Source organism: Acidobacteriota bacterium (assembly GCA_038040445.1).
Lineage (GTDB): Bacteria > Acidobacteriota > Blastocatellia > UBA7656 > UBA7656 > Onstottus_A > Onstottus_A frigus.
On record JBBPIG010000017.1, the window covers coordinates 54,385 to 68,326 of the forward strand.

Consider the following 13,942-nt stretch of genomic DNA (forward strand, 5'->3'; position numbering starts at 1 on the left):
ACCACTTTTTCTTTGTGCTGGTTTGTGGACCGCTTCAAACACGCTGGAGGGTCTATGCCATGACGGTGCGATCCAAAAACGTTTTGCTGGCCGCGACGCTTTGCTTTCTGTTTTTGGCGCCCGAGGTACGCCCGCAAACCTCTGATGGAAACATACTGATAGGCAAAGTGCGCACAGAATCGGGCCGGCCCCTGTCGAACGTCTTCGTCGAGCTTCAGACGGGAAATGGTGTGTTGTTCGCTCAAACCGTCACCACAAATGAAGGCGACTACGCATTCTCAGGATTGGCGGGGGCATCTTTCATTCTTATAGTCAACGAGCCAGGTCACGAGGCGTTTTCTGAGAGGGTGGAACTGACTCGCACGGCGACGACGCGCCCCGGTGAAAGGGTGCGGGTTGATCTCGTGCTTAAGCCAAAGGACAAAGAGATGACGCCGCGCGCCGGCACGGTGTTTCAGCAGGAAGTTCCCGAGGCTGCGCTGAAAGCCTACCGCCACGGCTTGAGACTGCTGGCCGAACGCAAGAGCGATGAAGGCACGGCGGCGCTACGAGAAGCGATTAAGATCCTGCCGAAATACTTCGACGCTCACTTCGCCCTCGCGCTCGAGTTTGTCCGCCTTCGCCGACCGACTGAGGCTACGGAGGAGCTGGAGCGGGCGCGAGCGATCAATCCTAAAGACGGCCGGCTGTATCACACGTTTGGCCTCGTGCTGTATGAACAGAAGAAATACGGGCTGGCCGCCACGGTATTTGAAGCGGCGGTGAAACTAAACCCAGCCAACGCAGAAGCGCGCTTGATGCATGGCGCGGCGCTCATCGAGACCGGGCGGCTCAAGGAGGCTGAAGACGAAATCGCGCGCGCGGATCAGATCAGCTCGCACAAGCTTGCGATCGTGCATCTGCACCTGGCCCGCGTGTTCGAGAAGCGCGGAGACCGCGCACGGGCTGCTGATGAGCTTGAGTCTTACTTGCGCCAGAAGCCTGGCGTCGATAACGGCCCGGCGATTCGCGAAGCAATTAAGAAACTCAGAACAGACTAGATCAATATCTCGAAAGGAATTTCTGTGAAGGCAAATCGGATCTTAGAGCTCTCAACGTTAACTTTGGTCCTGTGCCTCGCAGTATCGGCGAGCACGCGGCGACAGGGTAACTCCATAACCGGCAAGGTTAGTAATTCGGCCGGTAAGAACTTATCCCAGATAATGGTAGAGCTTGAGACCGGCAACGGCCAACCGGCCAACACTACCATCACAAACAACGAAGGAGATTTCTACTTCTCCGGCTTGACGTCAACAAGCTACATCATTGTTATCCGACAGATAGACTATGAACCGGTCAGCGAGCACGTGGATTTTGTAAGGACGGTCGGTGCGGAAGACCCCGGAGAGCGACGTGCGGTGCAAATCACGCTGGTCCCAAAAGGCGCGAGCGTCGCCATTCCATCGAATAGAGTAGTGTCCTACCAGACCTTGCCCAAAGGGGCACGCGAAGCGCTCGATCGCGCTATGAAGCTCGCGAAAGAGAACAAATCATCCGAAGTGGTCGCGGCCTTGAACGAAGCCATCAAAGCTTATCCAGACTACTTCGAAGCGCACATGCTCTTAGGGGGCGAATATCTGAAGATGGAGCGTTTCAATGATGCGATTGCTGAGTTTGAGCAGTCGCGCAGAATCAACCCCAAAGACGATCGCGTCTATCGCGGCTTTGGGCAGGTGCTGATGATGCAGAAAAAGTACGCGCTGGCGTCTCAGGTTCTCGGCGAGGCAGCGCGATTGAATCCCACCGATCCTGGAATTCCGCTGATGCGCGCTACTGCGCTTATTGAACACGCGGCTGCCATCAACCCTACAACGTCAAAGGAGGCGGCCGCGGAGCGAAAAACTGCATTCGAGCTGGCGGAAAAGGACCTCGCAAAAGCCCTCGAGTTGAGCGGCAAGAAGCTAACAGCCGTTCATCTCCAACTCGCGCGGCTGTACGAAAAGAAAGGTGACCGCGCGCGCGCCGCCGATGAGTTGGAACAATATCTAAGAATGGCGCCGGACGACAAAAAAGCAGATGCCATCCGTGCGGCGATAAAAACGCTTCGCAGCCCCGCCGTCGAAAAGAAGCCGATGCCGCCGAAGCAATAAACCACAATAGAATTTGAGCGACATCAACTATGCAATTAACGCTATGCGTCACGGCGCATTCGACTACCTAACCAAGCCGTTCGACCTGTCACAGGTGTTGATGGCCGTGGACCGCGCGCTGCGCTATCAAGTTCTGAATGTGCCCGAGAGTGAGTGGCGCGAGATACGCGAGAGCGCCGAGTCCGAGGACTACAGCGAGCAGATGATAGACAGACGCGAACTTCGCTCATTCATCGTTTCGATCAAGCCAAACCATGGCTTTACCGGCCCGCGCCTGAGCCCGCTACGCGCGCAGCGAGCTAGAGCCGCAAATCTTAGCGCCACCCTGGCGAATGGGCGCAGGATCTTTCCGAGCCCACTCGGGGTTAGGTATTCACTGCGGCGGCGCGACTCGCTGACCCGGGTTCACAAACGAAACGCCACTATCCCTAATCTGCTTATTCAAGTTCGGCACTGCCTCATCGATCAGTTTGTTCAACTGAGTAATAAGCATGTTCAACTCGCTTGCCAGCCCTCCTAGCTTCGCCGTTTGATCGGGAGTCGGGGCGGCCGTGTAGCTATCGAGCCCGTTGAAGAGCTGACCTATCCTGCCAAGCACTGGACGCGGCGCTTCCGGCAGAGGAGGACCCGCACTACCTGATTGGTCGAACACCGGGACGATCTTTTTCTGAACATCATCAACTTGATCAGAAACTGATTTTACTGCGTCGTTTACCTCCTTCGACACATTCGGAGTTCGCCTCAACGACTCTTGAAGGGATGTTATCTGCGTCCTCAGGTTCTGTACCGCACGTTGGGCTGCGCCGGCCGATCGCTGAAGCTCGTACGCCGTCATTACCGCATCGCTCCACTTGACGCGGTCAGCTTCGGAGATCTGTATGCGCGGGTCTTCCTGAACGCGCACGGTGGTCGTAGCTTCCTTGCCCGCAGCGGAAACTTTCACGTTGTATTCGCCCGGAGGCACGCGCGGTCCCCGTCCACCCCCGCCAAATCCCCCGCCGCCGCCGCCACCCAACTGCGGGGCGGCTTGCGGTTGGGACGCCGCGGCTGCCGTTTCACCCGCCGCTGCTTGCGGCGCTTGTTGGCCACCGCCACCACGTCCGCCTCCTCCACCGCCGCCGCCACGTCCGCCTCCGGGTCCACCCTGGTTCGGCGCGACGAGCCTAAGATCCCATACTGCGCGATTGACTCCGGCCTCTTTCGGGCCGGTCATCTCACGTACGACCTTGCCGCTCTTATCGGTGATCGTGATGCTGACATTTCCTTGAGGCGCCGCTTTTAAGTAGTAGTCAATTATCGCGCCATAAGGAGGATTCGGAGATGAAAACCATTTGTGGCCGGTGTTGCCCTTGCGAGTGTACACTCGGAACTGGACAGCGGGCGGCGCATCAAACACGGCGATGTCAGTCGACATCACGGCGTCCGACATTTTTTCAAGCGCGCCGATGTTGTCGAGCACCCACACCGATCGCCCGTGAGTCCCAAGCACCAGGTCGTTGTCGCGAGCCTGTATCTGAATGTCGTCAACTCGCACCATCGGCAAGTTGCCCTTCAGTCTCGACCAGTGTCCGCCGTGATCCAGTGAGGCAAATGCGCCGAACTCGGTGCCCAGAAACAACAGGTTCTGGTTGCGCGGGTGCTCCCGTATGACGCGACAAGTCACGCCCGCCGGCAAATCGCTCTTCAAAGATTTCCAGGTCGCGCCGTAGTCGGTCGAGACAAAGACGTAGGTGCTGTAGTCGTCTCCGCGGTGGCCATCAAACGTCGCGTAGACCGCGCCCTCGGCGAAACGCGACGGAACGACGCGGCTAACGTGAGTGTTCTTTGGCACTCCGGGAACATTGTCGATTACGTTCTTCCAGGTCTTGCCGCCGTCGCGCGACACGTGAAGGTTGCCGTCGTCGGTGCCCGCATACAGCAAGCCTTCTTTGATCGTCGATTCGGCGAGCGTGACTACCTGGCCGAAGGTCTGCACCCCGTCGTGCCGCGAAAGCATGTTTCGGTCTGGAAGCACTCCCATGATCGGGAGTTTGTCGCGGTCCTGGTCCTTCGACAGATCCTCGCTTCGGGTCCACGAATCACCGCGATCGGTGGATCTGAAGACGCGATTTCCGCCGAAGTAGATGGTGCGGTTTTTGTGAGGAGAGATAACGATGGGCGAGTTCCAATCGAATCGATAAGGCTTCTCACCCGCCGAGGGTTCGGGTCTTATGTTGCGCCGCTCGCCGGTCTTAAGCTCCAATCGCCCGACGTTGCCGTCCTGCGACTCGACGTAGACGATGCTCGGGTCACTGGTGTCTATTACAGAATAGAATCCATCACCCCCGCCAGTGCGAAACCATTCATCGTTGGTGATGCCTTCCTGGTTCAGTGTGCCGCTCGGGCCGGCCCAACTCCCGTTGTCCTGAAGCCCGCCGTAAACCATGTAGGGCTTTTGATTGTCGACCGAGATTTCGTAGAACTGTCCAAGCGGAATCGTATTGATGAAATCCCACGAGCGCCCTCGATCGTATGACTGATGAATACCGCCGTCCGAGCCCACAACCATGTGATTCGAGTTCGCAGGGTTGATCCACATCGCGTGATAGTCGCCGTGGATTCGGGTGACAAGGTTTTGAACCCAGGTTTTTCCGCCGTCGTCGGAAGTGAACATGTTGGCGGCTAACTGCCAGAGGCGCTGGTCGTTGTTCGGATCGATTCGGATCTGGCTGTAGTACATCGGCCGGGAATTCACCTCGCTCATCTTCCTCCACGTGTTGCCGCGGTCTTCCGATCTAAACACGCCGCCTTTTGCATTTTCAATTATGGCGTAGACGATGTTCGGATCGCCGCGGTAAATGTCCAGGCCTATCCGTCCGGTGATGCCTTCGGGAAGGTCCCTGGTGAGCCTGCTCCAGGTCGCCCCGCCGTCAATCGTCCTGTGGATTCCGCTGCCCGGTCCGCCCCCGTTGAAGCCCCACGGGGTGCGCCGCCTCTGATATGCGGCGGCGTAGAGCGTTCCCGGGCTCCGCGGATCCATCGCGATATCTATTACGCCGGTGTCTTCGTTGACGAACAGCGACTGCGCCCAGGTCTTTCCGCCGTCGGTTGTCTTGTAGACCCCACGCTCGCGATTGGGTCCCCACAGATGCCCGGCCACCGCCACATAGACGACGTTGGGATCGCGCGGGTCGATGACGATCCGGCCTATGTGCTTCGAGTCCTTCAGCCCCATGTTCTGCCAGGTCTTGCCGCCGTCCAGCGAGCGATAAACGCCGTCGCCCCACGACGAGCTTTGGCGATTGTTGGGCTCGCCGGTTCCGACCCAGACAATGTTCGGATCTGAAGGCGCGATGGAGACGTCACCGATCGACGCCGATCCCTGATCGTCGAAGATGGGCTCGAAGGTCGTGCCGGCGTTGGTCGTCTTCCACAACCCGCCGGTCGCCGCTCCAACGTAAAAGGTTGAAGGGTTGGTTTCGATCACCGCGACGTCGTCGATGCGTCCGCCCATGATTGCGGGACCGATCGCGCGCCACTGCAAATTCTTTAGCGCCGCTTCTTCCGGTCTCAGCTTGCCGTTCTGTCCATACACGCTTCCGCTGGTGGCAAGAACGACTGCCGCAAGTAGAACTAATAGGCGAAGGCAGATCGCCTTGCCCGATGTGTTCAGGCGAATGCTGGTTGTTTTCATAGGGTCCTCTTTAAGGCTGCTCCACTGGTGGTAGGAAGGAAATTGCTTTATTGCGCCGGGAAACTATCACCGGAGTACGCCGGAGTCAAGCGACCAGTTGCCTGCCGAATGCGCGTCAGATTTTCGCGCATGACCATCTCGTCAGAGATTGTGTGAAATCCCCCGCCGGCAGTTTAGGGGGCGCAGTTCATATGGACTGCGGCGGCACCCTGCTACATTTCGCTCAGGCGACACCTACGCCGCCGCTTTCGCTTCGCAGTCGAGACGGTCCACTCTCAAAGAGCGATCCAGCGCCCATCGAAGCCAAAGCGCCGCCGCTGCCAGCGCCAGTCCACTCCTCACTCAAAGACGCAGTCCAAACAATCCCCCCAACGGTTTTCTTGACGCACCCAAAACGATCCACGGTGCAAAACTTGTCATCAGCCGCAGCCGTTGGGATAATCAGCCTTCGTTAACCGAACGGATGCGGAGCAAAAGAGTTTTATTGATGGAACCCGCGGAACAACTTGTCGGAGAATTCTTGACCGAGTATCGGGCAACGGGCGGCTACCTGCGCGAACACGTAGCGCAGCTCGCGGAGTTTGCCCTATCGGAAGATGAGGCGGTCGCGGAAGGGGCCACCAGAGCCGTTTTTACGTCGCTGGTCGAACCACTGGCGGATTCATTCGAGCCCGACGCGGTGAAGCTCTACAACCGAGCGTTTGCGCAAGTCATTCAGATCTGCCGGCGGGACGCTCGCGCCGCGGCGCTCGATGACCAGTTGCAAAAGTTCGGACTGCTAAGCGAAGACGATTTGATTGCTCGCGCGGAGACGCTCCGGATTGTGTCAGGTCTGACTGTGCCGCGCGGCAGTCTCCGGCGCGTAATCGTCCTGTCGCGAGTGACGCTGGGCGCCGATGTCGCGATAACCAGCGTCATAATCGAGCGGTTGAAGCGCGACTTCCCGCAAGCTGACATCGTGCTGGTGGGCGGAAGCAAAGTAGCACAGTTGTTCGGCGGCGACCCGAGGCTAAGCTTTGCGGAGAACAGCTATCGTCGCACCGGCGCCACCATCGCGCGATTGCTCGGCTGGATCGACCTGCTCGAATGCGTGAACGATCTGACGGCCGGCCTGAAGCAGGGCGAGTATTTGATCGTCGATCCGGATACCAGGCTCACCCAGCTTGGGCTCCTGCCGATTACACCGGCTGCCGGCCAGGCCCAACGCGGCCCAGCTTCGGATCAACCGTATCTCGCGGCAGCGCCACAGCGCGACTATCTATTTTTCCCGAGCCGCGAATACGGCTGCGGCACATCGCGCTCGCTCGGCGAATTGACCTCTGCCTGGCTTGACGAGGTGTTCGGAGGGAGCGCTACAACTTTTCCCCGGCTTAGCCTGAGTCGCGAGGACATCGAGACGGCCCGCGCGCTCATCGATCGAATGAAGCACCGCTTGCGGCCGATCATCGCGATCAACTTCGGCGTTGGAGAGAACCAGCTCAAGCGAGTCGGCGGCGATTTCGAAGCATCGCTGGTCGCGCGTTTGATTCAGGACGGCAACCACATAGTTCTCGACAAAGGCGCGGGCGAAGATGAGATCGGCCGGGCCGACGCGGTCATCGCCCGAGCGACTCAAATCGAACGCGACGGCCGGCGTGTGCGAGCGGTCGAGATCGACGAGCAGAGCTTGGTGGGCGCGACCGGTTTCAAAGTAACCGACGCCGAAATCCTGGTGTGGAACGGCGGCGTCGGAATGCTCGCGGCGTTGATTGCCGCAAGCAATCTCTATGTGGGATACGACTCTGCTGGACAGCACATCGCGGCGGCGCTTGGGGTCCCGAGTATTGATGTGTTCGCCGGCTTCAGCTCGCCGCGCATGATTGAGCGCTGGCGACCGACCGGACAAGCCGAGACGCGCGTCTTGGCGGTCGATAGTTCGCGCGGCGATCGTGCCAGCGACGTGGTTGAGAAAGTGTTGGGCTACGCCAGCGAGTTGTTGAAGTGACGCGGTAGTCGCAACGGAGTTAACCTCTGCGCTTATTCCTTCAATCATCGGCCATCACGCCTTCCGCTCACCCTCTCGAGCAACTTGAAAGTGAACGCGTACTGATTTGTCTCGTCGGCCGGATGATGAGTTTGCTGTGTCTCGATCCATCCCTCGTTGTCCAACTCAGGAAAGAAGGTGTCGGCGTCTACTTCTGCATGAACCTGGGTCAGGTAAACCCGATCGGCTGCGTCGAGCGTTTGAGCGTAGATCTGGGCGCCGCCGATAACGAAGACTTCGGTTTCTTTGCGCTCGCGCGCCATTGCGATTGCGTCTTGAACTGAGCCGGCGACAAGGCATCCTTCGGGTTTGAAGCTTGCGTTGCTAGTAACGACGATGGTCTGTCTTCCGGGAAGCGGCTTGCCGATGGATTCGAAAGTCTTGCGCCCCACGATCATATGGTGACCCATGGTCAGCGCGCGAAACTTCTTCAAGTCCGCGGAAAGATGCCACGGCAACTTGCCGGCCTTGCCAATCCCCCGCTTCTCATCCATCGCTACAATGAGAGAAATGATCACACCGCCACCTCGGCTTTGATATGCGGATGAGCCCGGTAGCCCTCGAGCTCAAAGTCGTCATAGTCAAACTCGAATATCGAATGAACCGCCGCGTTGATTTTCATCCGCGGCAGCGTGAGCGGCTCGCGCGCGAGCTGAAGCCGCGCCTGCTCGAGATGATTAGAGTAGAGGTGCGCGTCTCCGAGCGTGAGAATGAAATCGCCCGGCTCCAGCTCGCACGCTCGAGCAACCATCAACGTGAGCAGCGCATAAGAAGCGATGTTGAAAGGAAGCCCAAGGAAAATATCGGCCGATCGCTGATAGAGCTGACACGACAGCTTTCCGCCGGCCACATAGAACTGAAAGAGAAGGTGACACGGCGGCAATGCCATTTTCGGAATCTCACCCACGTTCCAGGCGCTGACGATCAATCGGCGAGAGTTGGGATTGGTTTTGATCTGATCGATCACCTGGCTGATCTGATCGATCGAGCGCGCATCCGCACTCTTCCACGATCTCCACTGCGCTCCGTAGACCGGACCGAGTTCGCCGTTCTCATCGGCCCATTCGTTCCAGATGTTCACACCATGTTCTTGAAGGTATCTGACGTTGGTCTCGCCCCGCAGAAACCAGAGCAGCTCATAGATGATCGACTTGACGTGGAGCTTCTTGGTCGTCAGAAGCGGAAAGCCTTCGGCGAGGTTGAACCGCATCTGATAGCCGAAGACTGACGCAGTTCCGGTTCCTGTGCGGTCTTCCCTATTCGCGCCATTCTCGAGAACGTGCCTCATCAGGTCCAGATATTGTTTCATAGCTTGACCATCAGACTGCCCGGATTAAAGCCGTATTCTAAGTGTAGCGCTGTGCCATCAACAAGAGTACACATTAATTAAGTAATCTGCTGGCTCTCACTGTTTCTGCTAATATCGTTAGCAGGCTTCGGCCGTTGAGTCATAAGAAGTACACGCGCCCTCCATACACCTTCGTATCAACAGGATTTCGTATTCACAGCTATGACCAGACTAGATCGAAGTGTGGTATCATCGGGACCAAGAGTAGAGGATACTGCCGATGTCACAGAAGAGTATTGATAATCCGGAGATCAATGACGATGTTTCGGTCTGGGGTATGCTCCTGGAGGAGACAAAGGCTGAGATCCGGGCAAGCGAGAAACTCACCGATGAGGAAAAGCGGCTCCTTGATGAAATGGATGAGTTCTCAGATGACGAATGGGAGCCGATAACCGTTTCAGAGAGTCCCCTATCGGAGACGATAATTGCGGATCGTGGAGAGCGATATTGATCTGGTTCGCCGACACCAGCGCACTGGTCAAGCGGTATGTAAGAGAATCCGGGAGTGAGTGGGTTCGACGAGAGATCAGGAACCACAAGGTGTTGATAGCCCAGATCACTCCTGTTGAAGTCGCCGCCGCCCTCGGAAAGAATCTCGCGAAAGGCAAGATTTCGGAGTTTTCCTTCTATCAAGCACGCCGGAGATTTCTACTGCATATCAAGCAGCACCAATATCGCATTGTGCAACTGAGCGACCGCATTATTGGTGAGGCAATGCGGCTGACATCCGCTCACTCGTTGCGCGCCTACGATGCGGTTCAACTAGCAACTGCGTTGATAGCGGTAGGCGCGCTCGATCGCAGCCAGTTCCTTTTCATTACCTCAGATTCAAATCTTGAAAAAGCAAGTTTCAAAGAGGGACTTCCGTCTATTAATCCTGTTACCAGGTAGACAGAGGGTCAGCGTTGATCCTCCATCCTTCATTGCCGATCAGCTGTAAAGGCCGCTGCGCAATTCCTTCAACTCCCCGCGATGTAAGGCCGACTCTGCACGATGTAGAGCTTGCCCTGTCGAAAGACCCATTCGATGTCTTGATCACGCCCGCCGAACACTCGCTTGATTTCAAGCGCAACTCGGGCTAGCCGCCTCAACATCGCGTCAGTCAGCACGCGGCGTTGCTGTTCAATCGTCACTTCCTTGACGCCTCCGCGCTCGTCAAACGCCAGCATTGTATCTTCGTCCGAACGCGTCAGCACCTGAATCGTTCCCGCGCCCGGGCGGTAGATGGCCTGCTCGGCCACTCGACGGCCTTCGACGACTTTTATGCCGAGTCCTCTTTTCGCGTTCACGTAGACCGCGTCGCGATCAGCGGAGTCGAACGGGTCGGTCGTTATCGCCACGCCTGCGCTGTCGGCGTCGATGCCTGTTTGAATCAGCACGGCCGGGTAAACGCCGAAATGATTCATGCCGAAACTCTCGCGCGCTTCATAGGCTTCGTAGTTCCATACTGAAGCCCAGACAGTTTTGATCGCTTCCATCAACTGCTCATCGGTGCGAACGTTGGGCACGGTCGTGTAGAGGCCGGCCCCGCTGAAGCTCGGCAAGTCCTCGGCATTGGTAGAGCTTCGCGCGAACAGTCCGGCGCCGGCGTATTCGCGGTGGACTTTTTCGAGAACGGCTCGGCGGAAGCTCTCGTCGTGATGGCCTTCCTCGATCCACCGGCGCATCTCGGCGAGACGGTTCTTGCGATAGCGCGGGTCGTGAACGAAGCGGTCTTCTTCGACTGCCGCGGCGATGCGCTCCTCAAGATGATTCAGGCGAATGAAGGCTTGATAAAAGTAAAATGGAATCGCAAAGCCGGCCGGGACTTCGACGCCGGGCAAGCGCGCATGCACGATCTCGCCGAGGTTCGCCGACTTGGCGCCGAAGCGAACGGCGTCACGCGCTCGCTGGCGGCTCAGGTCCGTGAGCCGGGCGTAAGCGAGATCTGCGCGCGGCGTAATCAGGTCGCTGCGCTTCACAAATTCTCGATTGCGCTTTTCGACCTCGCGCGGATCGGCCGGCGCAAGCGAGTAGTCATTCTCGCGAACTTCAAAACGAACGTATTTGCCTTCGAGCTGCTTGAAGAGGTTGTCGGCGTTTTTGATGGTGGCGTTTGGAATCGCCCACCCCTTGGCAAGCATGTTGACGTGCGAAAGCGGCGAAGCCGGCTCGGTGGTGATGATGCCCGACAGCGGCGTCAGATGAACGGGGACCTCTTTGAAGATGACGATCTGGTTGCGATCGATCACCGTGTCCGCGGTGATACGATCGATTATTCTAAGCTGTCCGATTCCCGCGCCAAGATTCAGCGGTTGATATTGCTGGCCGGCCGCAAGCTCGCTCGCCGTGAGCAGGAGCACGGACGTTCCGGTCTTGTTCAGTTCGCCGGCTGTCTGTTCGTGAGCGAGCGAATTCGGTTTGAAATACAGCGGCGCGAAAAAGCTGCGTTTGAGAGCGCCGATTGTTTCGCTCAACAGATTGCTGGTGAGCCGGTCCCCTTCCCAGAACTCGAACGTGAATTTGCCGGCGGTGGTTTGATACGCAATCGTGCCAAGTATGAACCGGCGGTCGCTCTTCAGGTAGTTATTGTCGTAAAACGCGCGGCCACGTTCGAGTGATAGATATGTTGCATTCACGAAGTCTTTGTGAAACTGATACAACCGGGAGTTGACGTAGTAGACGCGGTCACGCGAGCGGCGGTCGATTACGAACATCACGTGCGGCAGCGCGTGCAGGCGGCCTCGATAGTAGACTCGGGCCAGGAGGTCGAAGTCGGCCCTCGAGCTGATTCGCTCGAACGAGCTCGGAACCCGATCCGCTTCCCGATTTCCGGCCGGAGCTTTCTTCTCAGACTCCGGACGTCGAGGTGATGTTGGAGTTGATTGAGCAGACCGCGCTGCGGTTGTTTCGCATACGAGCGCGAGGCAAAGCGTTAGCGCCCCTGCGCGGAGGATTATCGGTCGTTGACTATCACCGATTGATCGAATCATTGATCGCATCGGGAGGAATTCTAGCACAAGAGAAGAGGCGAGAAAGCGAGGCTGGTACTCGGTCGCTCTCAGTTTGATGGATGGCAGATCGAGAACTTCAAGCTGCCAATCCCGTAGGGATGACCGGTCTATAGAACAAGGGCGCGGCGGAGGTGCCGTAACTCCGTAAGGAGTTACCTGTGCTTCGGCAAGGGGCGTTTTTGCGGGAACGAGGTAACTCCTAACGGAGTTAAATAACCCTGACGCGCGGCCCTTTCATAGACAAGCGATCCCTACGGGATTGGCAGCGAAGTTCTCGTTCCGCGATCTATCAAGCCGAGTTGTGACTTGTGTACTAGTATCGAGGGCCGTGCCCTTGAAACTCGGTCCAAATGAAGTGCACTTGCTGAAGCGACTCAGATGAGCCTTCTGGGTGTGAGTGTGATTTGCAGCGTTTGTCCTTTGCGGCGAACCGAGAGCTTGCGCGGGACGGGCTTTTCAAATAACTCGTGCAGACTGGAGAGAGTCAGCTCGGCGGCTGGGCGTCCGTCGACTGCCACGACCACGTCGTCCTGTTGAATCCCTGCCTCCGTGGCCGGAGAATCCTCGAGCAGCTCTTCAACGCGGAAAGTCTTGTAGTCGGAGCCCTCGGCAATAAACCTCAAACCACTTGAAGCCGAACCGATGGGATCCTTGAAGCTGGCATTCGGCTCGAAGATGATCCGATTGCGATCATAGTCGAGCAGCACTTTGAACTTGGATAAAATCTGCGCGCCGATGTTGCCCTGTATTTGCGAACTGGCAAAGGCCCCGCTCTTGTCTTCTGAAAAGAGTGCGAGTGGATTGTCGATTTGGAATTTTCCGATTCTCAGCGAGGCTATTCGGCCGCTGCGTCCGGTTACCTTTCCGCCAACGCCGCCCCCGCCCATAGTTCTTATCGTCTTCTGCGAAGGTCCCGGAAGATTCTCCTGCTCCACGAAGGGTCTATGAAGCGCGAGCGAGGCCCCGGATCCAAAATCGAGCACAAACCTCCCCTTGATTGCCGGCCGGCCCGTCACTGTGACTTCGGCATCCATGATCGGATGGCCCCCGTGGATAAAAGTGAGAGGCAGAATTTCACCCGAGCCCGTATAGGCGAACTTGTTCTTATCGTGCAGCCGCAACACGCGAGCGGGATAGTCAACTTCCACGACAAACTGCTTGATGAAATCAGCTCCGATGATCCCATCAATGTCGTGTCCAAATCTCGGCTCCAGACCTTCCAACGGGACGGCCAATACAACGGGCTGCGGATTGCCCTCGAGACCCATCACGCTGAGAGAAGCATCTCGAACGTAAGATCCTTTTAGCGTTCCCGCGCCCGCGCCGCCGACATTGATTTCTCCTTGCAGATTCAACCCGAGCGATCTAGCCCGGCCTGAATCAACGATGGCGACTTTGTCCCCGGTATCGAATATGAACCACAGCGGATCGGAATTGTTGATTCTGACTCTTATCAAGATGTGCCGGGTGACCAGCTCGAAGGGAATCACAACCGGGCCGGATTCTGCGGCCCTTTGCGGCTCGCCGCTGCGTAAGAGCGGATGTCGAGGCGCAGCGGAAACGATCTGATGTGACGCGAAAGCACAGCTCAGTATGAGGAGCGTTGTGAGTAATCTTCTGCGATTCATCATATTGCTTTTCCCCGATTGCACCCAGTTTTTCATTAGCCCAGGCGTTTCCGGCTGGGTCACGCGCGCCGATCGATCAGATAGCCCGGGGCACCGGGGCTTCTCGAACGTCGTTCGAATCTCCAGTTACTCATTGCATTGAACGCCG

General features: G+C 57.4%; 10 protein-coding genes. 5 read left to right on the plus strand and 5 right to left on the minus strand.

Annotation, left to right across the window (positions count from 1 at the left end; translation table 11 throughout):
- The first annotated feature begins 59 nt into the window (after positions 1-59).
- Together AABO57_18210 and AABO57_18215 are read left to right on the plus strand one after the other, a co-directional pair.
- Positions 60-1,040: a tetratricopeptide repeat protein gene (locus tag AABO57_18210; GenBank protein MEK6287655.1), complete on the plus strand. Its 981-nt coding sequence runs from the start codon at positions 60-62 to the stop codon at positions 1,038-1,040.
- 24 nt (positions 1,041-1,064) lie between these two features.
- A complete protein-coding gene (locus AABO57_18215; protein MEK6287656.1) occupies positions 1,065-2,129 on the plus strand; it encodes a tetratricopeptide repeat protein in 1,065 nt (354 codons plus the stop codon).
- Between the two features lie 373 nt (positions 2,130-2,502).
- On the opposite strand, the gene AABO57_18220 is transcribed toward AABO57_18215, so the two are convergent.
- Positions 2,503-5,802, minus strand: a complete 3,300-nt coding sequence (locus tag AABO57_18220) for a hypothetical protein (GenBank protein ID MEK6287657.1) — start codon at positions 5,800-5,802, stop codon at positions 2,503-2,505.
- A 487-nt stretch (positions 5,803-6,289) separates the two neighbouring features.
- Here AABO57_18220 and AABO57_18225 point away from each other — a divergent pair, with 487 nt between their 5' ends.
- Positions 6,290-7,786: a glycosyltransferase family 9 protein gene (locus AABO57_18225; GenBank protein ID MEK6287658.1), complete on the plus strand. Its 1,497-nt coding sequence runs from the start codon at positions 6,290-6,292 to the stop codon at positions 7,784-7,786.
- A 44-nt stretch (positions 7,787-7,830) separates the two neighbouring features.
- Here the strand turns inward: AABO57_18225 and AABO57_18230 are convergent, their stop codons facing one another.
- Complete coding sequence (locus AABO57_18230) at positions 7,831-8,343, minus strand: dihydrofolate reductase (GenBank protein MEK6287659.1); 513 nt, start codon at positions 8,341-8,343, stop codon at positions 7,831-7,833.
- A complete protein-coding gene (locus AABO57_18235) occupies positions 8,340-9,134 on the minus strand; it encodes a thymidylate synthase (protein ID MEK6287660.1) in 795 nt (264 codons plus the stop codon). The genes AABO57_18230 and AABO57_18235 overlap by 4 nt, the downstream gene beginning before the upstream one ends.
- Positions 9,135-9,393: 259 nt before the next feature.
- Between AABO57_18235 and AABO57_18240 the strand changes: the two genes are divergently transcribed.
- On the plus strand, positions 9,394-9,624 hold the full coding sequence (locus tag AABO57_18240) for a hypothetical protein (protein ID MEK6287661.1): 231 nt from the start codon (positions 9,394-9,396) through the stop codon (positions 9,622-9,624).
- Positions 9,621-10,064 (plus strand): type II toxin-antitoxin system VapC family toxin, encoded by a 444-nt coding sequence (locus tag AABO57_18245; protein MEK6287662.1) that lies wholly within the window; start codon positions 9,621-9,623, stop codon positions 10,062-10,064. The genes AABO57_18240 and AABO57_18245 overlap by 4 nt, the downstream gene beginning before the upstream one ends.
- Before the next feature lie 68 nt (positions 10,065-10,132).
- Here AABO57_18245 and AABO57_18250 read toward each other — a convergent pair whose 3' ends face one another.
- Positions 10,133-12,145: a PEP/pyruvate-binding domain-containing protein gene (locus AABO57_18250; protein MEK6287663.1), complete on the minus strand. Its 2,013-nt coding sequence runs from the start codon at positions 12,143-12,145 to the stop codon at positions 10,133-10,135.
- A 395-nt stretch (positions 12,146-12,540) separates the two neighbouring features.
- The gene (locus AABO57_18255) at positions 12,541-13,794 is read right to left on the minus strand and encodes an aspartyl protease family protein (GenBank protein MEK6287664.1); all 1,254 of its coding nucleotides are present in this window, start codon (positions 13,792-13,794) and stop codon (positions 12,541-12,543) included.
- Between the last annotated feature and the right edge of the window lie 148 nt (positions 13,795-13,942).

Bases quoted from the DNA above. Each gene is read 5' to 3' on its own strand.
- AABO57_18210 (MEK6287655.1), top strand. From the start codon at position 60: ATGACGGTGCGATCCAAAAACGTTTTGCTGGCCGCGACGCTTTGCTTT.
- AABO57_18220 (MEK6287657.1), bottom strand. From the start codon at position 5,802: ATGAAAACAACCAGCATTCGCCTGAACACATCGGGCAAGGCGATCTGC.
- AABO57_18225 (MEK6287658.1), top strand. From the start codon at position 6,290: ATGGAACCCGCGGAACAACTTGTCGGAGAATTCTTGACCGAGTATCGG.
- AABO57_18235 (MEK6287660.1), bottom strand. From the start codon at position 9,134: ATGAAACAATATCTGGACCTGATGAGGCACGTTCTCGAGAATGGCGCG.
- AABO57_18240 (MEK6287661.1), top strand. From the start codon at position 9,394: ATGTCACAGAAGAGTATTGATAATCCGGAGATCAATGACGATGTTTCG.
- AABO57_18250 (MEK6287663.1), bottom strand. From the start codon at position 12,145: ATGATTCGATCAATCGGTGATAGTCAACGACCGATAATCCTCCGCGCA.
- AABO57_18255 (MEK6287664.1), bottom strand. From the start codon at position 13,794: ATGAATCGCAGAAGATTACTCACAACGCTCCTCATACTGAGCTGTGCT.